19 protein-coding genes are annotated in these 22,955 nt (G+C 72.1%); 14 read left to right on the forward strand and 5 right to left on the reverse strand.

The annotated features are described in order from the left end of the window. The first annotated feature begins 107 nt into the window (after positions 1-107). Positions 108-1,682 (forward strand): leucyl aminopeptidase, encoded by a 1,575-nt coding sequence (locus tag HNR20_RS06225; RefSeq protein WP_184177233.1) that lies wholly within the window; start codon positions 108-110, stop codon positions 1,680-1,682. Positions 1,683-1,729: 47 nt separating this feature from the next. Here HNR20_RS06225 and HNR20_RS06230 read toward each other — a convergent pair whose 3' ends face one another. Beyond that, positions 1,730-2,059 carry a hypothetical protein gene (locus HNR20_RS06230; protein ID WP_184177235.1) on the reverse strand — a complete coding sequence of 110 codons (330 nt, stop codon included), beginning with the start codon at positions 2,057-2,059 and terminating at the stop codon, positions 1,730-1,732. Between the two features lie 178 nt (positions 2,060-2,237). Here HNR20_RS06230 and lpdA point away from each other — a divergent pair, with 178 nt between their 5' ends. After that, a complete protein-coding gene (gene lpdA / locus HNR20_RS06235) occupies positions 2,238-3,629 on the forward strand; it encodes a dihydrolipoyl dehydrogenase (RefSeq protein ID WP_184177237.1) in 1,392 nt (463 codons plus the stop codon). A 65-nt stretch (positions 3,630-3,694) separates the two neighbouring features. After that, complete coding sequence (gene sucB, locus HNR20_RS06240) at positions 3,695-5,539, forward strand: 2-oxoglutarate dehydrogenase, E2 component, dihydrolipoamide succinyltransferase (protein WP_184177239.1); 1,845 nt, start codon at positions 3,695-3,697, stop codon at positions 5,537-5,539. Positions 5,540-5,601: 62 nt separating this feature from the next. Here sucB and HNR20_RS06245 read toward each other — a convergent pair whose 3' ends face one another. Continuing rightward, positions 5,602-6,537, reverse strand: coding sequence for an SDR family NAD(P)-dependent oxidoreductase (locus HNR20_RS06245; RefSeq protein WP_184177241.1), 936 nt, complete (start codon positions 6,535-6,537; stop codon positions 5,602-5,604). A 212-nt stretch (positions 6,538-6,749) separates the two neighbouring features. Here HNR20_RS06245 and HNR20_RS06250 point away from each other — a divergent pair, with 212 nt between their 5' ends. Then, positions 6,750-8,087 carry a low temperature requirement protein A gene (locus HNR20_RS06250; RefSeq protein ID WP_184177242.1) on the forward strand — a complete coding sequence of 446 codons (1,338 nt, stop codon included), beginning with the start codon at positions 6,750-6,752 and terminating at the stop codon, positions 8,085-8,087. A gap of 91 nt (positions 8,088-8,178) precedes the next feature. Then, entirely contained in the window at positions 8,179-8,688 is a 510-nt protein-coding gene (locus HNR20_RS06255) for a hemerythrin domain-containing protein (protein ID WP_229687202.1), read from the forward strand. Here the strand turns inward: HNR20_RS06255 and HNR20_RS06260 are convergent. Beyond that, positions 8,685-9,089, reverse strand: a complete 405-nt coding sequence (locus tag HNR20_RS06260) for a MerR family transcriptional regulator (protein WP_184177244.1) — start codon at positions 9,087-9,089, stop codon at positions 8,685-8,687. The genes HNR20_RS06255 and HNR20_RS06260 overlap by 4 nt on opposite strands. Before the next feature lie 56 nt (positions 9,090-9,145). On the opposite strand from HNR20_RS06260, the gene HNR20_RS06265 reads away from it, so the two are divergent. Together HNR20_RS06265 and HNR20_RS06270 are read left to right on the forward strand one after the other, a co-directional pair. Further along, positions 9,146-10,144 carry an aldo/keto reductase gene (locus tag HNR20_RS06265; protein ID WP_184177246.1) on the forward strand — a complete coding sequence of 333 codons (999 nt, stop codon included), beginning with the start codon at positions 9,146-9,148 and terminating at the stop codon, positions 10,142-10,144. Between the two features lie 165 nt (positions 10,145-10,309). Further along, entirely contained in the window at positions 10,310-11,209 is a 900-nt protein-coding gene (locus tag HNR20_RS06270) for a TIGR01777 family oxidoreductase (RefSeq protein ID WP_184177248.1), read from the forward strand. 54 nt (positions 11,210-11,263) lie between these two features. Here HNR20_RS06270 and HNR20_RS06275 read toward each other — a convergent pair whose 3' ends face one another. After that, positions 11,264-12,499, reverse strand: a complete 1,236-nt coding sequence (locus HNR20_RS06275; protein ID WP_184177250.1) for an extracellular catalytic domain type 1 short-chain-length polyhydroxyalkanoate depolymerase — start codon at positions 12,497-12,499, stop codon at positions 11,264-11,266. A 234-nt stretch (positions 12,500-12,733) separates the two neighbouring features. Here HNR20_RS06275 and HNR20_RS06280 point away from each other — a divergent pair, with 234 nt between their 5' ends. The 5 genes from HNR20_RS06280 to HNR20_RS06300 all read left to right on the forward strand — a co-directional run bounded on the left by HNR20_RS06280 (position 12,734) and on the right by HNR20_RS06300 (position 18,357). Beyond that, complete coding sequence (locus HNR20_RS06280; RefSeq protein WP_184177252.1) at positions 12,734-14,566, forward strand: DUF6311 domain-containing protein; 1,833 nt, start codon at positions 12,734-12,736, stop codon at positions 14,564-14,566. Positions 14,567-14,623: 57 nt separating this feature from the next. After that, on the forward strand, positions 14,624-15,880 hold the full coding sequence (locus tag HNR20_RS06285) for a WD40 repeat domain-containing protein (RefSeq protein ID WP_184177254.1): 1,257 nt from the start codon (positions 14,624-14,626) through the stop codon (positions 15,878-15,880). 82 nt (positions 15,881-15,962) lie between these two features. Beyond that, a complete protein-coding gene (gene lipB, locus HNR20_RS06290) occupies positions 15,963-16,604 on the forward strand; it encodes a lipoyl(octanoyl) transferase LipB (protein ID WP_184177255.1) in 642 nt (213 codons plus the stop codon). A 159-nt stretch (positions 16,605-16,763) separates the two neighbouring features. Then, complete coding sequence (locus tag HNR20_RS06295; RefSeq protein ID WP_184177257.1) at positions 16,764-17,108, forward strand: YciI family protein; 345 nt, start codon at positions 16,764-16,766, stop codon at positions 17,106-17,108. Between the two features lie 4 nt (positions 17,109-17,112). Then, the gene (locus HNR20_RS06300) at positions 17,113-18,357 is read left to right on the forward strand and encodes an RNA polymerase sigma factor (RefSeq protein WP_184177259.1); all 1,245 of its coding nucleotides are present in this window, start codon (positions 17,113-17,115) and stop codon (positions 18,355-18,357) included. Positions 18,358-18,420: 63 nt separating this feature from the next. Here the strand turns inward: HNR20_RS06300 and aspS are convergent, their stop codons facing one another. Then, positions 18,421-19,707, reverse strand: a complete 1,287-nt coding sequence (aspS, locus tag HNR20_RS06305; protein WP_184177261.1) for an aspartate--tRNA(Asn) ligase — start codon at positions 19,705-19,707, stop codon at positions 18,421-18,423. 454 nt (positions 19,708-20,161) lie between these two features. On the opposite strand from aspS, the gene lipA reads away from it, so the two are divergent. Together lipA and HNR20_RS06315 are read left to right on the forward strand one after the other, a co-directional pair. Next, positions 20,162-21,157, forward strand: a complete 996-nt coding sequence (gene lipA, locus HNR20_RS06310) for a lipoyl synthase (RefSeq protein WP_184177263.1) — start codon at positions 20,162-20,164, stop codon at positions 21,155-21,157. A gap of 38 nt (positions 21,158-21,195) precedes the next feature. Further along, positions 21,196-22,929, forward strand: coding sequence for a hypothetical protein (locus HNR20_RS06315; protein WP_184177265.1), 1,734 nt, complete (start codon positions 21,196-21,198; stop codon positions 22,927-22,929). Positions 22,930-22,955 lie beyond the last annotated feature (26 nt).

Genomic DNA, 22,955 nt, shown 5'->3' on the forward strand with positions numbered 1-22,955 from the left:
GCCCTGTCGGCGGGACAACCATCACGTCCGGCGGGTACGTTCCGCCGGAGACCTTCACCGCTGGTACGCGACGCCGCGACCGGCCCGGCCCGCCCGGAGTAGCTTCAGTGACATCACCCCGCACCACCAACCTGAGCCTGGTCGACACCGACCCGGCCGAGCTCGCCGTCGACGCGATCGTGATCGGCGTGCACAGCCAGCCCGGAGAGCAGGGCGCCACCAGCGGCCTCGCCGGCACCCTGCTGCTCGCCAGCGGCGCGGAGAGCATTGCCGCCGCCTTCGACGGCAAGCTGACCGAGACGCTGGCGCTGCTCGGCGCGACCGGTGGGCCGGGCGAGGTCATCAAGCTGGCCACGCTGGGCACCGTGACCGCCCCGCTGGTGGCCGCGGTCGGGCTCGGCCCGGAGCCGTCGGGTGCCGCACCGGCTCCGGAGACGCTGCGCCGGGCCGCGGGTTCGGCGATCCGGGCTCTGGCGGGCGCGCCCAAGGTCGCGCTGGCTCTGCCGCTGCCGGACGACGCGGACGCGTCGGCGGAGCTGCGCGCGGTCGCCGAGGGCGCGCTGCTCGGCGGGTACCGGTTCGCCGGCTACAAGACCCGTCCCCAGCCGACCCGGCGGGAGCCGGTCGGCGAGGTGCTCGTCGCGGTGCCGGACGCCGGCGACGCGGGCGCTCAGGCGGAGGTCGTCCGGGCGCAGGTGGTGGCGGACGCGGTCCGGCTCACCCGGGACTGGGTGAACACCGCACCGAACGAGCTGCGTCCGCCGTCGTTCGCCGACGCGGTCGCCGACGCCGCCCGTGACGCGGGCCTCGGCGTCGAGGTGCTGGACGAGGCGGCGCTGGCCGCCGGCGGGTACGGCGGCATCGTCGCGGTCGGGCAGGGCTCGGAGGCTCCGCCGCGGCTGGTGAAGCTCACCTACACGCCGCAGGGCGGCGGTAACGGCAAGCGGGTCGCGCTGGTCGGCAAGGGGATCACCTTCGACACCGGCGGCATCTCGATCAAGCCCGCGCAGGGCATGTGGGAGATGAAGTCCGACATGGGCGGCGCGGCCGCGGTGGGCGCGGCCATGCTGGCGATCGCCGCGTTGAAGCCGACGGTGGCGGTCAGCGCCTACCTGCCGATGGCGGAGAACATGCCGTCGGGCACCAGTTACCGGCCGGGTGACGTGATCACCATGTTCAACGGCAAGCGGGTCGAGGTGCTCAACACCGACGCCGAGGGCCGGATGGTCCTGGGCGACGCCATCGCCCGCGCCTGCGCGGACGGCACCGACTACCTGTTCGAGACCTCGACCCTGACCGGCGGCCAGGTGGTCGCGCTGGGTAAGCGGGTGGCCGGTGTGATGGGCACTCCGGAGCTGTGCGAGCGGGTCCAGGTGGTCGGCGACGCGGTTGGCGAGCCCGCCTGGCCGATGCCGCTGCCTGAGGACGTGCGTAAGGGCATGGAGTCCGACGTGGCGGACATCTCGCAGGTCAACGCCGGGATGGACCGGGCCGGTCACATGCTGCAGGGCGGGGTGTTCCTGCGCGAGTTCGTGACCGACGACGTGGCCTGGGCGCACATCGACATCGCCGGGCCGAGCTACCACTCCGGCGAGCCGACCGGTTACTGGACCAAGGGCGGCACCGGCGTGCCGGTCCGCACGCTGGTGCAGCTCGTCGAGGACGTCGCGGCCAACGGCTGACGGAAGTGATGCGGAGGGGTCCCCGGGTGGGGGCCCCTCCGTGCGTCTCAGCCCCGCTCGGGCCGACGCTTGCGGCGCTCGTTGAAGTCGCGCATCCGCTGCGGGTAGCCCATCAGCCGGACGTCGTACACCGGGATGCCCATCCGGTACGCGAAGCGTCGGGCGCCGTCCGGGCCGTCGATGCGCCGGCGGGTCCACTCTCCGTCGTCGGCGATCAGGATGACCGTGGTCTCCGTCACCGTCGTCCGGGGCTCGATGTAAGCCTCGACACCGCGCCGGCTCCGAATGAAATTCTCGAGATGGTCCAGGTCGCCCCGATCGGCGGCACGGTCATGACTCGGCACAGCCGCCTGTTTGCGGCGCCGGAACAACCCCACCGGACCTCTCCCCCACGTTGTGTCATCGACGACGGTGCCAAGGGTACGTGTCGATGACGTGTCGTTGGGCACCTCGGTACGCACCCTGTGCCCGGTGGTGACAAGATGACCGAGGTGGGGTGTGTCTGTGTTACACCTCTGTGACCCCCGATGCAGCGACGCGACCTGGGAGTTGGACGTGAGCGAGCCGAACGAAGCGACCTTCGACATCGTCATTCTCGGAGGTGGCAGCGGCGGCTACGCGACCGCGCTGCGCGCCGTCCAGCTGGGCCTGAAGGTCGCGCTGGTTGAGAAGGGCAAACTCGGCGGCACCTGCCTGCACAACGGCTGCATTCCGACGAAGGCCCTGCTGCACGCGGCCGAGATCGCCGACCAGGCCCGCGAGTCGGAGCAGTTCGGTGTGAAGGCCGAGCTGATCGGCATCGACATGGCCGGGGTCAACTCGTACAAGGACGGCGTTATCGCCCGCCTTTACAAGGGCCTGCAGGGCATGCTGAAGGGCAACAAGGGAATCACCATCGTCGAGGGCCACGGCAAGCTGGTCGGCAAGAACGTGGTCGAGGTCGACGGCAAGCGCTACACCGGCCGCAACGTGGTCCTGGCCTCCGGCTCGTTCGCCAAGAGCCTGCCCGGCCTGGAGGTCGACGGCGAGCGGATCATCACCAGTGACCACGCGCTCACGATGGACCGGGTGCCGTCGTCGGTGATCGTGCTCGGTGGTGGCGTGATCGGCGTCGAGTTCGCCAGTGTGTGGAAGTCCTTCGGCGTGGACGTGACGATCGTCGAGGCGCTGCCCCGACTGGTCGCCGCCGAGGACGAGGAGTCGTCGAAGGCGCTGGAGCGGGCGTTCCGCAAGCGGAAGATCAACTTCAAGGTCGGCAAGCCGTTCGAGAAGGTCGAGAAGACCGAGAGCGGCGTCAAGCTGACCATTCAGGGCGGCGAGACCGTCGAGGCCGAGCTGCTGCTGGTCGCCGTGGGTCGCGGCCCGAACACCGCCAACCTCGGGTACGAGGAGCAGGGCGTCAAGATGGACCGCGGCTACGTGCTGACCGACGAGCGGCTGCGCACCAGCGTGCCGAACGTCTACGCGGTCGGTGACATCGTGCCCGGCCTCCAGCTCGCGCACCGGGGCTTCCAGCAGGGCATCTTCGTGGCCGAGGAGATCGCCGGGCAGACCCCGGCCGTGATCGACGAGGTCGGCATCCCGCGGGTGACCTACTGCGACCCGGAGCTGGCGTCGGTGGGTCTGACCGAGGCGAAGGCCAAGGAGCAGTACGGCGCCGACAAGGTCAAGACGTACAACTACAACCTGGGTGGCAACGGCAAGAGCCAGATCCTCAAGACCACCGGCTTCGTAAAGCTGGTCCGGGTGGAGGACGGCCCCGTCGTCGGCGTACACATGATCGGCGCCCGGGTGGGTGAGCTGATCGGTGAGGCGCAGCTCATCTACAACTGGGAGGCCTACCCGGCCGAGGTTGCCCAGCTCGTGCACGCCCACCCGACCCAGAACGAGGCCCTGGGCGAGGCGCACCTGGCCCTCGCCGGCAAGCCGCTGCACGCACACGCCTGATCATCCAACCGCGGCGTCCGGCGACGGGCGAAGATCCCACCAGGGGAATGAAGGAGTCTCAGAAAATGCCGGTATCGGTCACCATGCCCCGGCTCGGCGAGAGCGTCACCGAGGGCACCGTCACGCGCTGGCTCAAGCAGGAGGGCGACACGGTCGAGGTCGACGAGCCCCTGCTCGAGGTCTCGACCGACAAGGTCGACACCGAGATCCCGTCGCCAGCGGCGGGCGTGCTGAGCCGGATCGTGGTCGGCGAGGACGAGACCGCCGAGGTCGGCAGCGAGCTCGCCGTCATCGCCGGTGAGGGCGAGTCGACCGGTGGCGGCGAGGCCGCCCCGCAGGAGCAGCAGCAGGCCCCGGCCGCGGTCGAGCCGGTCACCGAGCCGACCGCCGCCGCCGAGGGCACCGCCGACGAGGTGGCGCAGGACGAGGCGCCGACCGAGGCGCCGGCTCCGGCCGCCGCCACGTCGGGCGAGGGCACCGCGGTGAAGATGCCGGCCCTGGGTGAGAGTGTCACCGAGGGCACGGTCACCCGCTGGCTCAAGCAGGTCGGCGAGACCATCGAGGTCGACGAGCCGCTGCTGGAGGTCTCCACCGACAAGGTGGACACCGAGATCCCGTCGCCGGTCGCCGGCACCGTGCTGGAGATCAAGGTCGCCGAGGACGAGACCGCCGCGGTCGGCGCCGACCTGGCGATCATCGGCGTTGCCGGTGCGGCCCCCGCGCAGGCGAAGCCCGAGCCGAAGCCCGAGCCGAAGGCGGAGGCCGCGCCGGCGCCGAAGGCCGAGCCGAAGCCGGCCCCGAAGGTCGAGGAGCCGACGCCGGGCCTGTCGTACAACGAGCCGTCCGCGGAGACCGAGAGCTCGGCGCAACCGGCGAAGACCGAGCAGGCTTCGCAGCCGGCCGCGCCGACCTCGACGCCGCCGCGCCCGTCTGCCCCCGCGCAGGGTGGTGGCGAAGAGGCAGCCGGCTACGTCACCCCGCTGGTGCGCAAGCTCGCCAGCGAGCACGGCGTCGAACTGTCCTCGCTCAACGGCACCGGCGTTGGTGGCCGGATCCGCAAGCAGGACGTGCTCGACGCGGCCGAGAAGGCAAAGGCGGCCAAGGCCGCTCCCGCCGCCGCGCAGCCGGCCGCCGCGCCGTCGGCCGCCCCGGCCAAGCCGGCCGCGAAGCCGCAGCCGAGCGGCAAGCGGGGCACCACCGAGAAGCTCCCCCGCATCCGTAAGGCCATCGCCACGCGGATGCAGGAGTCGCTGCACGAGATGGCGCAGCTCACCACGGTGATCGAGGTGGACGTCACCCGGATCGCCAAGCTGCGGTCGCAGGCGAAGGACTCCTTCCTGCAGCGGCACGGCGTCAAGCTGTCCTTCCTGCCGTTCTTCGCCCTCGCCGCCGTCGAGGCGCTGCAGACGTACCCGATCGTCAACGCCCGGATGGACCTGGCCGGCGGCACGATCACCTACCCGGAGGCCGAGCACCTCGGCATCGCGGTGGACACCGAGCGGGGCCTGCTGGTTCCGGTCATCCACAACGCCGGCGACCTCAACCTGGGCGGCATCGCCAAGCGGGTCGCGGACCTGGCCGAGCGGACCCGGACCAACAAGATCAGCCCGGACGAGATCGCCGGGGCGACCTTCACGCTGACCAACACGGGCAGCCGGGGCGCGCTCTTCGACACCCCGATCGTGCCGTCGCCGCAGTCGGCGATGCTCGGCACCGGTGCCGTGGTCAAGCGTCCGGTCGTGGTCAACGACCCGGAGCTGGGCGAGGTCGTCGCGGTCCGGTCGATGGTCTACCTGGCCCTGTCCTACGACCACCGGCTCATCGACGGCGCCGACGCGGCCCGCTTCCTGGCCGCGGTCAAGGAGCGGCTGGAGGCCGGCAACTTCGAGTCGGAGCTGGGCCTGGCCTGATTCAGCACCAACGCCGAAGGGCGCCCCGGTCGTCGACCGGGGCGCCCTTCCGTTTGCGGTCCTCAGCCCTTCAGCAGGGCGGTCGAGACCTGCCAGAGCCGTTCGGCGGCCTCCGGGTCCAGCGCGTAGTCCGCGACACCGGTCCGTCCGCCGGGCTGGGCGGGGGCGGCCTGCTGACAGTCCTCGAAGTAGCGCCCGCCCACGCCGTCGAGCAGCGGCGACGCGGCGACCAGCACCGAGGTGGCGGCACCCTGCTCGACGGTCTTCCAGGCCGCGGAATTGCCCGCGCGGATCCGGTTGAGCTCCTCCTCGCTGACGAAGCGCTGCAGGTTGGTCTGGATCGCTCCGGGCATCAGCGAGTTGGCCATGATGCCGTCGTCGGCCCAGCGGCGGCTCGCCTCCACGGCGAAGAGCACGTTGGCCGTCTTCGACTGCCCGTACGCCTGCCACGGCTCGTACTCCCGGCGCTCGTACTGGATGTCGTCGAAGACCACCGGTGAGCGCAGGTGGGCGGCGGAGCTGACCGAGACGATCCGCGCCGCACCGTCGGCGGCGAGCGCCGGCCGCAGCCCGGTGGCGAGCGCGAAGTGCCCCAGGTGGTTGGTGGCGAACTGCATCTCCCAACCCTGCGGCGTACGCATCTCCGGGGAGGCCATGATGCCGGCGTTGTTGACCAGGATGTGCAGCGGGCCGTCCCAGTTGGCCACGAAGTCGGCGACCGAACCCTGGTCGGCGAGGTCGAGCGGGGCGACCATGACCCGGTCGTTGCCGGTGGTGCCGGTGATGTCGTTGGCGGCCTTCTGGCCGGCGTCGGGGTTTCGGACGGCCAGGGTGACCTCCGCACCGGCGCTGGCCAGGGCACGGGCGGTCTCCACGCCGATGCCGGACGACCCGCCGGTGACGATCGCCCGCCGCCCGACGAGGTCCACGCCCTTGATCACGTCCATGGCCGTGGAGGTATGGGCGAACGAAGTGGTGATCGGCTTGCTCGTCGTCATGATCCATCCTTGTCCAGGGCGGGTCGGACCGACCGGCCCACTGCCGGAGGCCGTAGGCGGCCATGATTCGGCCTCCGCGCCGACAGGCGGCGCTCCGGACCGAATGAAGGCCGGTCCCGGTGTTTTCCCGCCCCGGGCCGGAGGTAACACGCGGCACCGCCGCCATCGCCGTTCGGGCCTCCGACCAGTCCGGACGCTGCCAGAGTGGGACCGTGGGCGGCTACCGGCGGGGTGGGCAACTGGGCCCTGCCGTCCCGATCGCCCCCGGTGCCCGGGTGGACAAGTTCGAGGTCTTCTTCGACCTGGTCTTCGTCTTCTCGTTCTTCATCATCACCCGGGCGACCGCCGCGAACATCTCCGGCAAACAACTGCTGCATGCCGGTCTGGTGCTCGCCGTGCTCTGGTGGTGCTGGGTGGTGCACAGTCTGGTCGCCACCCGGGTCCGGCTCGGCGAGGGCTACGTCCCGGTGCTCATGGTGATCGCGATGGCCGCCCTGTTCGCGTTCGCGCTCGGGCTGCCGCAGGCGTTCAGTGACCCGAAGGGCAGCGCTGCCGGCCCGATGCTGGTGGCGATCAGCTACGTCGTGGTCCGCGCCGTCCACATGATCCTCTACGCCCATGTGGTGCGCAACAGCCCACAGGAGCGCCGGCAACTGCGGCGCTTCGCCCCGGAGCTGGCGGTGAGCATCGTGCTGCTGCTGGCCGCTGCGCTGATCCCGCCGCAGATCGCCGACCCTGACCGGGCCGCCACGGTCCGCGACAGCCTGTGGATCGCCGTGGTGGTCGTGCAGTACGCCACCGGCTTCATCGTCGGCACCTGGGGCTGGGGGGTGACCAGCGCCGAACACTGGACGGAGCGCTACGACCTCATCTTGATCATCGCGCTGGGCGAGTCGGTGATCTCCACGGGCGTGGGCGGCAACCTGCTCGGCAAGCCGGTGACCTGGCCGGCGGTGGCGGCCGCCTCGCTCGGCATCGTGATCACGGCTGCCCTCTGGTGGGCGCATTTCGACTTCATCGGGCCCGCTGCCCGGATCGCCCTGCACTCGGCGGAGGGTGGCCCGCGGGTGGCGATGGCTCGCGACGCGTACGCCTACCTCTACCTGCCGATGATCGCCGGAGTGATCCTCTTCTCCATCGGCAACGAGGAGATCCTCCACAAGATCACCGACCCGGCCGGTGGGATCGCCGAGAAGATCGAGGGACCGGGCGTACCGATGTTCTTCGGTGGGTTGATCTGCTATTTCGCCGTCAACATGCTGTTCCAACTGCGCACCCTGCACACCGTCAGCTGGTCCCGGGTCGGCGTCATCCTGGTGCTCACGGTGGCCCTGCCGATCGCCCAGCACCTGCCGGCGCTCGGCGCGCTCACCCTCGCGACCGTGATCTGCGTCGGGCTGGTGGCCGTGGAGGTGCTGGTGATGTCGAGTTCCCGGCACGCGCTGCGAGCCGCCGTCTTCGAGGAGCGCACCAGCCACGAGGCCCATGAGGCCGCCTGGCGTGCACGGTGGCACAACGTCGAGGAGACCGACGAGCCGACCACACCATGACCCACCCGTATAGACTCCGGCGCAGCGTCGCGGTGCACCCGGCACGAAGGCCGCCGTGGGCATGGAGGCGCGGGGACAGCATGGGACAAACGTGCACCCAACCGATTCACCGGCCGGCCGGCTCGCTGCCGTCGGCAACCAGATGATCGAGATTCACCTCTGGCTCAGCACGGAACTCGCCCGCCTCAGGGCAAGCCTCGACCACGCGGGTGACGCCCGCCCGTCGCGGGACCTGCGGGCGCACTGCCTCACCTTCTGCTCCACACTCGGCCGGCACCACACCGGCGAGGACGGCGGCGCGTTTCGCGTCCTGGCCGAGCAGGTCCCTGAGCTGCGCCCGGTCATCGCGAACCTGATCACCGATCACGAGGTGGTGGCGGGGATCCTGGAGCGGGTCGAGGCGCTGCTGGCCGGCGACAGGGCGGCGCCGTTCGCCCAGGTGCGCGCCGAGCTGGACGGCCTGGCCGCGCTGCTGGAGTCGCACTTCCGCTACGAGGAGAAGCGGCTCGTCACCGCTCTGAACTCCCTCACCGGTCGACCCGGCACGGCCGAGGAACTCCTCGGCCTGACCGCGCCACCGACTGACGGGTATCCCGCCTAGGGACGGGTGGCTGTCCCGGCCTGCTCGACCTCCGGCACCGGGCCGGGCAGCCGCTCGTAGAACCGGATCTTCTCCCGAAGGTGGTCGTACTGCCGCTGGAGCAGACGCATCTGCTCCTCGACCTGCGTCGCGTGCCGTTGCAGCAGCTCGCGCCGCTCATCGGCGGTGTGATCGCCCTCGCGGGCCAGTTGCGCGTAACGGCACATCTGGGCGATCGGCATCCCGGTGTCGCGCAGGCAGCGGAACAGCACCAGCCAGCCGAGGTCGTCATCGGTGAAGACCCGCTGCCCGCCCGCCGTCCGCTCCACGTCGGCGAGCAGGCCGATCTTCTCGTAGTACCGCAGGGTGTCCAGGCTGAAGCCGCTGCGGCGGGCGGCCTCCGAGGGGGCGTATCCGCTCATGGCCCGAGATGTTAGTCCTTGACCTGGAGCGCACTCCAGGTTGGAGGCTGAGCCGCATGACGACGACACGGACGCTGGGACGCAGCGGCATCAAGGTGAGCGCGATCGGGATGGGATGCTGGGCGATCGGCGGGCCGCTCTGGGGTGACGACGGGCAGCCGTTCGGCTGGGGCGAGGTGGACGACGACGAGTCGATCCGCACCATCCACCGCGCGCTCGACCTCGGGGTGACCCTGTTCGACACGGCCAGCAACTACGGCGCGGGGCACAGCGAACGGATCCTCGGTCGTGCCCTGGCCGGCCGGCGGGACAGCGCGGTGATCGCCACCAAGTTCGGCAACGTCAGCGGGGAGGCCACCCGGCGGGCGCTCGGCACCGACGCCAGCCCGGCGTTCGCGGTCCGCAGCCTGGAAGACTCGCTGCGCCGGCTCGGCACCGACTACGTCGACCTCTACCAGCTGCACATCAACGAGCTGCCGGTGCCCGCCGCGCTCGACCTGATCGGCACCCTGGAGGACCTGGTCGACCAGGGCAAGATTCGCGCGTACGGCTGGAGCACCGACGACCCTGCCTCGGCGGAGGCGTTCGCGGCTGCCGGCCCGCACTGCGCCGCCATCCAGCACGACGAGTCGGTGCTGCGCGACAACGCGGCGGTGCTGGCGGTCTGCGACAACCACGACCTGGCCAGCCTCAACCGCGGGCCGTTGGCGATGGGGCTGCTCACCGGGTCGACCCGGGCGGTCGGCGCGGACGACGTCCGCGGGCGGGCGCCCGAGTGGCTGCAGTGGTTCACCGACGGCCGGCCGACGCCACGCTGGGCGGCCCGGGTCGAGCAGGTCCGCGCGGCGCTCACCGCCGACGGGCGAACGCTCGCGCAGGGTGCGCTGGGCTGGCTGCTCGCACGCAGTCCGCGTACGGTGCCGATCCCCGGCCTGCGCACGGTGACGCAAGCAGAGGAGAACCTGGCCACCCTGACCCAGGGCCCGCTGAGCCCCGCCTCCTACGCCGAAGTGGAGCGCCTCCTGGCAGACCTACGCCCAGCCCTCAAGCCCTAACCCCCACCCCGCCCCGCCCCCGCCCCCACCCCCCGCCCGCCGATCTTGCACTTGCTGTCCCGACAGAACGGACGTGGTTGGGCAGAACGGCGACCCTAAGTGCAAGATCGGCGGGTAGCGGGGTGGGGGCGCATCCGTGGGGGGTGTATTGGGCGAAGATGGGGTATGCGGATCCTTCTGGCCGGCGCGTCCGGCTTTCTCGGCACCCGGCTGGGCGACCGGCTTGCGACGGACGGGCACCAGGTCACCCGGTTGGTCCGTCGTACGCCGCGTGAGCCGCAGGAGCGACAGTGGGACCCGGCTGCCGGCCAGCTCGACCCGGCGGCGGTCGCGGAGGCGGACGCGGTCGTCAACCTGGCCGGCGCGGGCGTCGGCGACAAGCGGTGGAACGACGACTACCGGCGGTTGATCCGCACCAGCCGGGTGGACAGCACCACCACGCTGGCGACGACTCTCGCCGGGCTCCCCGCCGCCGACCGACCCCGGGCGCTGCTCAACTCCTCGGCCGTGGGTTGGTACGGCAACACCGGCGACCGGGTGGTCGAGGAGGACTCGCCGGCTGGCGAGGGCTTCCTGGCCGACGTCTGCCGGGTGTGGGAGGCCGCGACCCGGCCGGCCGAGGACGCCGGGGTACGCGTCGTACGACTGCGCACCGGGCTGCCACTGCACCGCGACGGTGGGCTGCTCAAGCCACAACTGCTGCCGTTCAAGCTGGGCATCGCCGGGCGGTTGGGCAGCGGTCGGCAGTGGCTGCCATGGATGTCGTTGGTCGACTGGCTGGACGCGATCTGCTTCCTGCTCGACCACGACGACATCGCCGGCCCGGTCAACGTGGTGGGGCCGAACCCGGTCACCAACGCCGAGTTCACCCGCGAGTTGGCCCGGCAACTGCACCGGCCGGCGATCATCCCGATTCCCGCGCTGGCGCTCAAGGTGGCCCTCGGCGGCTTCGCCCACGAGGCCCTCACCAGCACCAGAGTCCTGCCCGGCGTCCTCACCCGAGCCAAGTTCCCGTACCGCCACCCCGACCTGCCCGGCGCGCTCCACGCCGCCCTCGACGACTGACGAGTTGAGGGCCCCTCCCGTCGGGTCGGGAGGGGCCCTCGCGCGGGGGCGGGATCAGCAGCCGATGACCCAGTAGTTGGGGCCGGTCTGCTTGAGGGCGCTGGTGTAGAAGGTGTTGTAGAGGCCCATTCGCTGGTTGGAGCCGTTCGCGTAGGCGTAGCCACCCGACTGGTACGCCCGACCGGCGGCGACGTGCGCGTAGTTGCTCGCCGTTACGCAGGTCGGCGGCGTGGTCGGGGTGGGGGTCGGGGTCGGCGTGGCCGTTGGGGTGGGGGTGGGGGTCGCCGTGGGGGTGGGGGTCGGGGTGGTGCCGCCGTTGTTCAGGCCGAAGAAGAGCGCGTCACGGTACGTCGAGCAGATGGTGTCCAGGAAGTAGGCGCCAGCGGTGCCACACTGTTCGGCCCCCGAGCCCGGGTCGACCGGGGTGCCGTGCCCCATCCCGGAGACCCGGTAGAGCCGCACGTCGTCGTTGCCGTACACCTCCAGGCTCGTGTTGCCAGGCAGCGACGAGGTGCTGGTCGGGGTCTGCGAGACGCCGCGCACGTTGGTCCACTGGTCGCGGGACTCGGTGCCGTTGAGCGGTGCGACCGTCGTGTCCGAGGTGCCGTGCCAGATGGCCACTCGCGGCCTCGGGCCGGCGTAACCGGAGTACGCGCCCCGAACCAGGTCGCCCCAGGCCGCGGGGGTCCTGTCCGAGCCCGGGTTCATGCAGCTGAACGCGTTGACCATGCTGGTGGCGCAGCGGTACGGGATGCCCGCGATGATCGATCCGGCGGCGAAGACCTCCGGGTAGGTGGCGAGCATGACCGCGCTCATCGCCCCGCCCGCGGAGAGACCGCTGACGAAGACCCGGGAGCCGTTCACCCCGAAGTTCGCCTTGGCGTGGTCGACCATCTGCTTGATCGACAGCGCCTCACCCTGCCCCCGGGTGGTGTCCCCCGACTCGAAGAAGTTGAAGCAGGAGTTGGCGTTGTTGCCGGAGGGCTGCTGGGCGACGATCAGGGCGAACTTCCACTGGTCGGCGTACTTCTGCCAGCCCGAGTTCGCGAAGTATCCGGAGGCGTTCTGGGTGCAGCCGTGCAGCAGGACCACGGCCGGGGAGTTGGCGGGCAGGTTGTCCGGCCGGTAGGCGTACATGGCGAGGTTGCCCGGGTTGGAGCCGAACCCGGTGACCTGGGTGAGGGTGGCGGCCTGGGCGGGTGCGGCGACGGCGACCGCGCCGGCCACGGCGAGGACGAGCCCGGCGCCGGCACCGATCAGGCGGGTGAGGATGGACGAGGAGCGGCGCACGGCGGCCTCCTGAGGGGGCGAACTGTGAACTGGGTCACGGTCGAATTGCCGAGACGTTACGACGATGTGACGCCGCCATGACATGGGGCACACCTACACATTTACGGCGACCACTGTGTACGTCGAACCATCGACTGACGCGAGGGGATCCCTCCTCTACCCCAGGCGATAACAGGGGTCCCCTCCTTGCATGTATGACCGGCCCGTCCAGGTCCGGTTGGTAACGTCCGCTGCGTGCCCTCCTCCCCGTCGCTGGCCACCGGGCCCGCACCCGCGTCACCACCGCGCGTCGTCCGGGACCGCCGGGCCGACCTGATCGTCGTGCTGGTGGCGCTCGCGCTCGCCGTCTGGGTGACCAGTGGGCTGTGGCGGGACCCGAACGCGCGCACCGTCACCGTCAACTCCAGCGACCAGGCGCTCTTCGAGTGGCTGCTGGCCTTCGGCGGTCACGCGGTCACCCACGGGGACAACCCGCTCTTCACGTACCTGATCAACGTCCCGGACGGCGTGAACCTCGCGGTCAACACCTCGATCACGGTGTACGCGGTGGTCTTCGCCCCGCTCACGTACCTGATCGGGCCGCCGGCCACGTTCCTGGTGATCCTCACCCTGAACCTGCTCGCCACCGCGCTGGCCTGGTACTGGCTGCTCTCCCGGCACCTGGTCCGCAGCCGGCTGGCCGCCGGGGTCGGTGGCCTGTTCATCGCCTACTCCCCCGGCATGGTGTCGCATGCCAACGCGCACCTGAACTGGACCGCTGGTTGGCTGGTGCCGCTGCTGATCTGGCGGCTGTTCGCTCTGCGCCGCCCCGGGCACTGGCTCCGCGACGGGGTGATCCTCGGCGTGCTGGTGGCGGTGGCCTTCTCGATCGCCGCCGAGGGGCTCTTCTTCACGGCGGTGGCGCTCGGGTTGTTCGTCGCCATCTGGGCGCTGCACCCGGTCAACCGGGCCGAGGCGCGCGCGGCGCTGCCCACCTTCCTGCGCGGGCTCGGGGTGACCGCCGTGACGGCCGGCGTGCTGCTGTCGTATCCGCTGTGGCTGCACTTCGCCGGGCCGCAACGGTTCCACGGCACCGGCTTCGACCCGGTGATCCACTCCGAGGACATCGCCGCCTTCGCCGCCTTCCCGCGCCGCTCACTGGCCGGCGAGGCAGGGCTGGGCACCTCGCTGGCACCGAACCCGACCGAGGAGAACTCGTTCTTCGGCATCCCGCTGCTGGTGCTCACCGTGGTCTGCTTCGTCGCGCTCTGGCGGCGGGCTGACGCCAGCCGCCGCGCCACGCTCTGGGCGCTGGGCGCCCTCGCGCTGATCTTCACGGTGCTCTCCTTCGGGCCGGTCGCCAAGGTCGACGGGCAGCGCACCGACCTGCCCATGCCGTTCGACCTGCTCGGACAACTGCCGGTGGTGAACGCCGCGCTGCCGGCCCGGCTGGCCCTGGTGGTCGCGCCGGTGATCGGGCTGCTGCTGGCGTACGCCGTCGACCAACTGCGCGCCGCACCTCCCCGACACCGGTCCACGGAGTTGGTCTGGCTGGTCGGGTTCGCGGTGGCCCTGCTGCCGCTGCTGCCCACCCCGCTGCTCACCGACGAGCGGGAGCCCATCCCGCGGTTCATCACCTCAGGCACCTGGCGGGACTACGTCTCACCGGACGGGGTGCTCACCCCGGTGCCGCTGACCGTCGACATCTACCCGGACGGCCAGCGCTGGCAGGCGTACGCGTTGTCGCACCGGCAGGGCGAGTTCGAGATTCCGGGCGGCTTCTTCCTCGGCCCCGGCGGGCCGGACGGGCGCGGCCGGATCGGCCCGGTGCCGCGGACTCTGAGCGCGCTGATGGACCAGGCGGGCCGTACCGGGTTGGTGCCGATCGTCACCGACGGAACGATCCGAGAGGTCAACTCCGACCTGCGGCACTGGCGGATCGAGACGGTGGTGCTCGCCGACCAGGTGCACGGCGCGAAGTTCGAGGTCGACGAGGAGGCGCTCCGACGTACCGCCACCGCCCTCTTCGGCGAGCCGCAGCGGGTCGACGACGTCTGGCTCTGGCGCATCCCGCCGGTTGACCAGTAGGCAGCGGCCCGACCGACCGGGGCATCGTGATCGGCCTTCGGCCGGTCTAATGGGGCGATGCGAAGGACCGGCAGGAGACTCCGACGCGGCGCCGCGGTCTGCCTCGGGCTGGCGCTCGTGGCGCTCAGCGCGCCGGCCGCCACCGGCACGGCCCCGGACAGCACAGCCGCGGACCGTTGGGGCGGCTCGGTGCCGACCAGGGTGCACAACCCGTGGCTGTGGCAGGCCACCGTCGGGCAGAGCCCGGCCGGCCCGGCTTCGCTGGTCTTCTTCACCCCACGCACCCGCTACCTGGAGTCGACAGGCGTGCTGGTCGGCCGGGACGGCGGTTACCGGCTGATCCCGCTGCAGGTCGCGGAGGACCACGGGCTGCTCTCCCCCGATGGGCGCCACTACCTGCGGCCGTCCGGTGAGCTGTTGGATCTCACCACCGGCCGGCAGCGCCGCACGCTCCACACCTGGATGCAGCCGCTGGCCTGGTCGCCGGACCTGCAACGGGTCCTGGTCACCCGCAGCAACAACGACTCGGTGATCAGCTTCGGCCCGGACAACCAGCAGCTCAATGACCCGGAGAAGCCCGACGACGTGCTCGTCGTCGACCCGTACCGGGGCACCGAGCAGGTCGTCGCGGCCGGCACCTCCGCCGCGTTCGCCGCGGGGGCCTGGTCGCCCGACGGTGACCTGGTGGCGGTGGCCGGACCGCCGGACCCGGCCGCGCTGGTCGCCGAGCGGCAGCGGCTGGTGGTCGTCGACCCGGCCGGCGGCAGCATTCGGTGGCAGGTCGACCTGGGCGATCGGCGGAGGCTCGCCGGCCCGGCCGCCTGGCACCCGGACGGCCGACGCATCGCGCTGCTCGCCTTCGACGGATGCGCCGGCCCCGGCTGCACGCCGGAGCAGACGGCAGCGCGCACCCGCCGGATCGAGTTCCTGGACGCCGGCACCGGCCAAGCGGTCGGTCAGCCGCTGCCGGTCTCGGCCTCGACGTCGAACATCGTCGGCTGGCGCGGCGACGACCCGATCGTGCAGCAGTCGATGGCGGCGGACCGGGGCGAGGATCGGGGGGCCATCCTCGCCGCGCTGTCGACCGATGGTGGCCGCGACGTGCTGGTGACCGCGCCGGCCGGGTCCACCGACCTGGCGGTGCCGGGCGACCTGCTGACCCGGGCCGCGTTCGGTGGTCCGGAGCGGCGGCCGTCGCCGTTCGCCGCCCCGCTCTGGTTCTACCTGACCCTGACCGTGCCGGCGCTCCTCGCGGTCGCCCTGCTCGTCCGCCGGTGGCGCCGCCGCGAATCCCGCCCGGCGGCGAGCGCCTGAAGCCCGCGGCAGCGCGGCCGCCGGGCCCTGGTGAGGCGGCTCACCAGGGAAGATCGCCGGTAGCGGGACTAGGCTGGACGCCGTGACAACGACGACCTCCGGCCTGACGGCCGTCCGTGCCGGCCTGCTCGACTACCAGGCCGCCTGGGACGAGCAGCGACGCCTGCACGAGTCGGTGGTGGCCGGTGAGCGTGGCGACACCGTGCTGCTGCTGGAGCACCCGAGCGTCTACACCGCGGGCAAGCGCACCGAACCGTGGGACCGGCCCGAGGACGGCACCCCGGTCGTCGACGTGGACCGCGGCGGCAAGATCACCTGGCACGGGCCGGGGCAGCTCGTCGGTTACCCGATCCTGCGGCTGCCGGACCCGGTGGACGTGGTCGCCTACGTACGCCGGACCGAAGAGCTGCTGATCGACGTGTGCGCCGAGTTCGGGCTGGCCGCCGGCCGGGTCGAGGGGCGCAGCGGGGTCTGGGTGCCCGAGGACGACCGGGGGCCGGCCCGCAAGGTGGCCGCCATCGGCATCCGGGTGGCCCGGGGCGTCACCCTGCACGGCTTCTCGATCAACTGCGACTGCGACCTCACGTACTTCGACCGGATCGTGCCCTGCGGCATCCGCGACGCCGGCGTCACCTCGCTCACCGCCGAGCTGGGCCGCCCGATCACCGTCGCCGACGTGCTGCCGGTGGTCGAGCGCCGACTCTCCACCCTCGTCGAGGTCTGAGCCCCACGTCGCTGCCGAGACGTCGCCGGCAAGAAATTCTCCGCACCAAGTGTCCCGTGGGACGTCCGGTCGATCGTCCCTATGGTGGAGTCGGCGACCGGCGTCGGCTCGACACCTGAGGCCGGCGCCCACTGCCCGGCCCGGACGCGAGGAGCGGACATGCCCACCTACATCGCGCTGACCTACACCGCGGACGTCGACTGGAGCAGCCCCGAGCAGGCTTCCGAGATGGCGGAGTACCGGGAGTTCGGTGCGGCCGCCCGCGCGGTGATCCGCGGCGGCAGCGCGCTCTACCCGACGGCGACGGCGACCACCGTGCGGGTCTCCGGCGGCAAGGGTGGTGACGTGCTCACCACCGACGGCCCGTACGCCGAGACCAAGGAAGCCCTGACCGGCTTCTACCTGCTGGAATGCGCGGACCTGGACGAAGCCGTGTCGACGGTCGCGAAGATGCCCGCGGCCTGGAACGGCGCGGTCGAGGTACGCCCCGTCATTCCGCTCTGATCCGATGCTGACCGGTGACGCGGCAAGGCGCCAGGACCGGGCCGCCGACGCGGCGGCGCAGGTGATCCGGGCGGAACGGTCCCGGATTCTCGCCACGCTGATCCGCGTCACCGGCAACGTCGACCTGGCCGAGGACGCCACGCAGGACGCGGTCGTCCGCGCCCTGCAGACCTGGCCGCGCGACGGCGTACCTGACAACCCGCGCGGCTGGCTGTTGGTCGTGGCACGGCGGCGGGCGGTCGACGTGATCCGCCGAGAAGCCCACCGCGCCGGGAAGGAGGCCGAGGCCGTGGCACTGCTCGATCCCGCACCCGACTCGCCCGAGGCCGTCCGGGACGACCTGCTCCGGCTGGTCTTCACCTGCTGCCATCCGGCGCTGTCACTGGACGCGCAGGTGGCCCTGGCGCTGCGCACCCTCGGCGGACTGGCCACCGCCGAGGTGGCTCGCGCCCTGGTGGTGCCCGAGGCGACGATGGCCAAGCGGCTCATCCGAGCAAAACAGAAGATCACGCGCGCGGGCATCCCATATCGGATACCGCCGGCCGAGGAACTGCCTGGCCGGCTGGCGGGGGTCGCCGCCACCGTCTACCTGATCTTCAACGAGGGTTACGCGGCCGGCACCGGCGACGATGTGGTCCGGGTCGGGTTGGCGGACGAGGGCCTCCGGCTGGCGCGGCTGCTGGTCGAGCTGATGCCGGACGAACCGACCGTGCTCGGCCTGCTGGCCCTGCTCCTGCTGCAGGACTCCCGGCGGCTGGCCCGGGTCGACGACGACAGCCGGCCGCTGCTCCTCGCCGAGCAGGACCGCTCGCTCTGGGATCGGGCGGCGATCACCACCGGGGTCGCGCTGGTCGGCGAGGCGCTGCGCCGCACCCCGGTCAATCCCGACCGGTACGTCGTCCAGGCCGCCATCGCGGCCTGCCACGCCCTCGCCCCGTCGTACCACCGGACACCTTGGGATGCGGTCATCTCCTGGTACGACGTGCTGCTCACCGTGCACGACACCCCGGTGGTGCGGCTGAACCGGGCGGCGGCGGTCGCCGAGCGGGACGGCCCCGCCGCCGGGCTGGCCCTGGTGGGAGCGATCGTCGGGCTGGCCGGCTACCCGTGGTTCCACGCCACCCGCGGCGAGCTGCTGCACCGCCTCGGCCGGGTCGACGAGGCCGCGACGGCGTACCGGGCGGCGCTCGCGCTCGACCTCAACGGCCCGCAGGCCGCCCGGCTGCGCGACCGGCTCGCCGAGTGTTGACCGGGGCCTCACAAGTGCCCAGTGCACGGGCCGGCGCCGTCCGACGCCGGCCCGTGCCTCCTCTTACGGAGTGAGGCGGTGCAGGTCGCGCGGGAACGCGGTGACCTCCCGGATGTTGGCCGCGCCGACCAGGCGGGCCACGAAACGCTCCAGGCCGATGGCGAAACCACCGTGCGGTGGCATGCCGTGCCGGAACGCGTCCAGGTACCCGGCGTACGGCTCGACCGGCTCACCCCGCGCGGCCAACGCCGCCAGGTAGTCGGCGTGCCGGTGCAGCCGCTGCCCGCCGGTGACCAGCTCCAGACCACGGAAGAGCAGGTCAAAACCGTTCGAGTACGCCGGCCGCGCCGGGTCCGGGTGGGTGTAGAACGGCCGCTTCGCCATCGGGTAGCCGGTGACGAAGAGGAAGTCCGAACCGTGTTCGCGGCGGGCCCACTCGCTCAACGCCCGTTCGTGGGCGGGCGCGAGGTCCGGCTCGTCGGCGGGCGCGCCCGCGATCGTCAGCGCCTCGGTGAAGTGCACCGCCGGGATCTCCGCCGGCACCAGCGGCGGTTCGACGCCGAGCGTCGCCAGGGCCGCGCCGGCCCGCTCGCCCACCGTGCCCAGCATCCCGGCCAGGGTGTCGCGCAGCACGCGCATCACGTCGCGGTGGTCGGCGACGAAGCCCAACTCCGCGTCGAGCGACGTGTACTGCGCGAGGTGCCGCACGGTGTCGTGCGGCTCGGCCCGGAAGACCGGCCCCACCTCGTAGACCCGTTCGAAGACGCCGACCATCAGCTGCTTGTAGAACTGCGGCGACTGGGCCAGGTACGCGGGCCCGCCGAACCAGTCCAGCGCGAACACGTTCGCCCCGCTCTCGGTGCTGGAGCTGACCACCTTCGGCGTGTGGATCTCCACGAAGTCGTGGGCGTCGAGGGCTGCCCGGAACCCGGCCACCGCAGCCGCCGAGATCCGCAGCGCGGCCGACCGGGTGGGGTGCCGCAGCGCGGTCGGCGCGTTGTCGAGTTGGGTGGGCAGGCTCGCGGTGAGCGCCGGCCGGTACAGGTCGAACGGTGGCGGCACGGCGGGCGGCCCGAGCGGACGTACCGTCGGGTCGGTCAGCTCGACCCCGGCGGGCGCGGTTTCGTTCGCGGTGACCGTCGCGGTGACCTCGACGACCGTCTCCTCGGTGAGTTTCTCCAGTTCGGCGCGGACGGCCGGGTCGGTCACGACCACCTGGGCCAGGCCGGTGGCGTCCCGCACGATCAGGAACGCCACCGCCTTGAGCAGTCGGCGGCGGTGTACCCAGCCGGCGATCCGCACGGTCGCGCCGACCTGGGTGGGCAGTTGGTGGGACAGGGTTCGTTGCATGGCGGACTGCTCCTCGGTCGATCGCCACGCCTGCGCCGCCCTGGGGTGGCGAAGCGTCGCGTCAGCCCCAGGGAGGTGTGGGCGAGCGGGAACCTCGCGGTGCCACCACACCTTCACCCCCGCCGAAGCGGGGGCCTCGTTCGTCGCCTGATGACCGGGGCCAACCGGGCGGGCTCTACTGGGCGCGGGTGACCCGCAACCGTTCTTCCCGCAGCTCAGGAGGGTCTTCGCGCACCGGCACCAGACCGCCTCTCAGCACCGGCGGCTCTCTGCGCTGGCGGGTCCGGGGCGCTACTCGGCTCCGTCGTCGCTGTTGGCGGTGACCGTAGCACCCGGCAGCCCCGCGTATGACGCCCATTTTCGATAGACCGGTGTCCGGCGTCACAACGTCTGGGGCGTGACGCCGGTCGCCCGACGCACATAGACGCCTGCCGTCCGGCGTAGGCTCATTTTCGTGACGATCGAGCACTCCGCGCCGACGACCGGCCAGCCAGCGCGCACCGCAACGGCCGCCCCCGAGGGGCGGCGTCTGCTGCGGATCGAGGCGCGCAACGCCGAAACGCCGATCGAGCGCAAACCGCCGTGGATCAAGGTCAAGGCCAAGATGGGCCCGGAGTACACCCAACTGCGCGGGCTCGTCTCGCGGGAAGGGCTGCACACCGTCTGCCAGGAGGCCGGCTGCCCCAACATCTACGAGTGTTGGGAGGACCGGGAGGCCACCTTCCTCATCGGTGGCGACCAATGCACCCGGCGCTGCGACTTCTGCCAGATCGACACCGGCAAGCCGGCCGAGTTCGATGCCGACGAGCCGCGCCGTGTGGCCGAGTCGGTGGTCTCGATGGGGCTGCGCTACGCCACCATCACCGGCGTCGCCCGTGACGACCTGCCCGACGGCGGCGCCTGGCTGTACGCCGAGACCGTTCGACAGATCCACGCCCTGCAGCCCGGCTGCGGCGTCGAGCTGCTGATCCCGGACTTCAACGCCGTCCCCGAGCAGTTGGCCGAGGTGTTCGGCTCCCGCCCCGAGGTGCTGGCCCACAACGTGGAGACCGTGCCGCGCATCTTCAAGCGCATCCGGCCGGCGTTCCGCTACGACCGTTCCCTGGACGTGATCCGGCAGGCCCGCGCCGACGGCCTGGTCACCAAGAGCAACCTCATCCTGGGCATGGGCGAGGAACGCGCCGAGGTCTCGCAGGCGCTGCGCGACCTGCACGAGGCCGGCTGCGAGCTGATCACCATCACGCAGTACCTGCGCCCCTCCCCCCGGCACCACCCGGTGACCCGCTGGGTCAAGCCGGAGGAGTTCGTGGAGCTGCGCGAGGAGGCCGAGGAGATCGGCTTCGCCGGCGTGATGAGCGGGCCGCTGGTGCGTTCGTCGTACCGGGCCGGCCGGCTGTACCAGCAGGCTCTCGACGCCCGCGCCACCACCTCGGTCGCCACCACCGCCTGATCCACACCGGCCCGGCGGCCGAATGTCATGATCGTGCGATGACCGCCGGGGTACGCCAACAGCCGCGCGGAGCGGGCCAGCCCCGCTCCCGGCCTGGGGCGCACCCCGGCCTGGTCGCCTGGCTCACCGGGCTGGTCCTGCTCAGCGGGGTGGGTTACCGGCTCTGGCTGCTGGCCTACGCCGCGCCTCCGACGAACAGCGACGAGGCCACCATGGGGTTGGCCGCGCTGCACATCGCCCGGGGTGAGGGCTTTCCGGTCTGGTTCTACGGCCAGCAGTACATGGGCGCCCTGGAGGCGTACCTGGCCGCGCCGGTGTTCGCCCTGGCCGGTGGGCCCTCGCTGCTTGGTCTGCGGCTGCCCACGCTCGCCCTGTACGTGCTGTTCCTGCTGCTGGCCTGGCGGTTGACGCTGCGGCTGACCGGGGACCGGTGGTTCGGGCTGCTGGTGGTGACGCTGCTGGCCCTCGGCTCCGACCGGATCATCAAGAACCAGCTGATCGCCGGCGGCGGCTACCCCGAGATGAACGCGGCCGGGGTGGCGCTGGCCGTGCTCGCCGTGGATCTGGCCAGTGGACGGCCCGGCTGGCGGCCGACGCGCTGGGCGGTGTGGGGGTTCCTGGCCGGCCTGATGCTCTGGGTCGACCCGCTCGTGCTGCCGTACGTCGTGGCGACCGGCGCCGTGCTCGTCGCGTTCTGCCGCCGGGAGCTGCGCGGGGCGGCCGGGGCACTGCTCGGGGCGGCGGCCGTGCTCGGAGCGGCCCCGCTGCTGCTGCACAGCCTGCTGAACGGGCGGAACCCGCTGCAGGCGGTGCTCGCCGCCGGCGGTGCGAACGCCACCGCGGGCTGGGCGGACCGGCTGCACGGCGGCCTGCTGCTCGGCCCAGCGCTCGGCATGGGCTTCTGCGCTCCCGGGCAGTGCGCCACCTGGCAACTGTGGTGGGCGCTCGCCCTGCCGCTGCTGCTGGCCGCCACCGCCGCCACCGCCTGGCGGACCCTACGCCGGCCGTCGCCCGGCCCCGCCGCCCCCGGCGACTCTGCCGTCTCCGTCTCTGCGGCCTCCTCCGCTGCCTTCGGAGGCTCTGCCGGCGCTGCCGACCCTGCCAGCCCGGCCGGCGCTGGCCCGACGGACCGGGTCGCGGCGGCGATGCGGTTGGCGCTCGTGCTGGCCGCCGTGGGCACCCTCGGCGCGTACACGCTCAGCAGCTCCGCCGGGCTCACCCCGGTGGAGAGTTCCCGCTACCTGTCCTGCCTGCTCATCTCTCTGCCGGCGCTGCTCTGGCCAGTGTGGACACTGGCCCGGCACGGTCTGCGCCCATCGACGTCCGAGCGGCGCGGCACCGGGTGGACGCTGGCCCGGCCGGTCGCGCTGGTCGTGCTCGCCGCGACGATCGGCACCGCCGCCCATGCCACCTGGCGAGCGGCCCAGACCGTCCCGGCGACACGGGCCGCCGAGGCCCGGCACACCGAGTTGGTGGACACCCTGCGGAAGCTCGGCGTACGACACGTGCGGGCCGGCTACTGGACCTGCAACCGGCTCACCTTCGCCAGCGCCGAACAGGTGGTCTGCGCGGTCGTCGACGACACGTTGCGCCCCGGTTTCGACCGCTACCCCGCGTACCGCCGGGAGGTGGACCGGGCGACGGCGCCAGCCTGGGTCGCGGCGGCCGGCTCGCCGTTGGCGAACGTGCTCGACGAGCGGCTGCGCGCCGCCCCGGGCAGCCTTGACCTGGTAACGATCGACGGCTGGCGGATCTACCTACCGCGTACCTGAGGGCGGCCGGCCGCCCCCGGCCTGCT

The sequence above is a fragment of the Micromonospora parathelypteridis genome (assembly GCF_014201145.1).
GTDB classification, from domain to species: Bacteria; Actinomycetota; Actinomycetes; order Mycobacteriales; family Micromonosporaceae; genus Micromonospora; species Micromonospora parathelypteridis.

What these genes read in the sequence shown, in the direction of transcription:
- sucB (WP_184177239.1), top strand. Translation starts at nt 3,695, where the DNA reads ATGCCGGTATCGGTCACCATGCCCCGGCTCGGCGAGAGCGTCACCGAG.
- HNR20_RS06245 (WP_184177241.1), bottom strand. Translation starts at nt 6,537, where the DNA reads ATGACGACGAGCAAGCCGATCACCACTTCGTTCGCCCATACCTCCACG.
- HNR20_RS06260 (WP_184177244.1), bottom strand. Translation starts at nt 9,089, where the DNA reads ATGAGCGGATACGCCCCCTCGGAGGCCGCCCGCCGCAGCGGCTTCAGC.
- HNR20_RS06265 (WP_184177246.1), top strand. Translation starts at nt 9,146, where the DNA reads ATGACGACGACACGGACGCTGGGACGCAGCGGCATCAAGGTGAGCGCG.
- HNR20_RS06270 (WP_184177248.1), top strand. Translation starts at nt 10,310, where the DNA reads ATGCGGATCCTTCTGGCCGGCGCGTCCGGCTTTCTCGGCACCCGGCTG.
- HNR20_RS06285 (WP_184177254.1), top strand. Translation starts at nt 14,624, where the DNA reads ATGCGAAGGACCGGCAGGAGACTCCGACGCGGCGCCGCGGTCTGCCTC.
- HNR20_RS06295 (WP_184177257.1), top strand. Translation starts at nt 16,764, where the DNA reads ATGCCCACCTACATCGCGCTGACCTACACCGCGGACGTCGACTGGAGC.
- HNR20_RS06300 (WP_184177259.1), top strand. Translation starts at nt 17,113, where the DNA reads ATGCTGACCGGTGACGCGGCAAGGCGCCAGGACCGGGCCGCCGACGCG.
- aspS (WP_184177261.1), bottom strand. Translation starts at nt 19,707, where the DNA reads ATGCAACGAACCCTGTCCCACCAACTGCCCACCCAGGTCGGCGCGACC.
- HNR20_RS06315 (WP_184177265.1), top strand. Translation starts at nt 21,196, where the DNA reads ATGACCGCCGGGGTACGCCAACAGCCGCGCGGAGCGGGCCAGCCCCGC.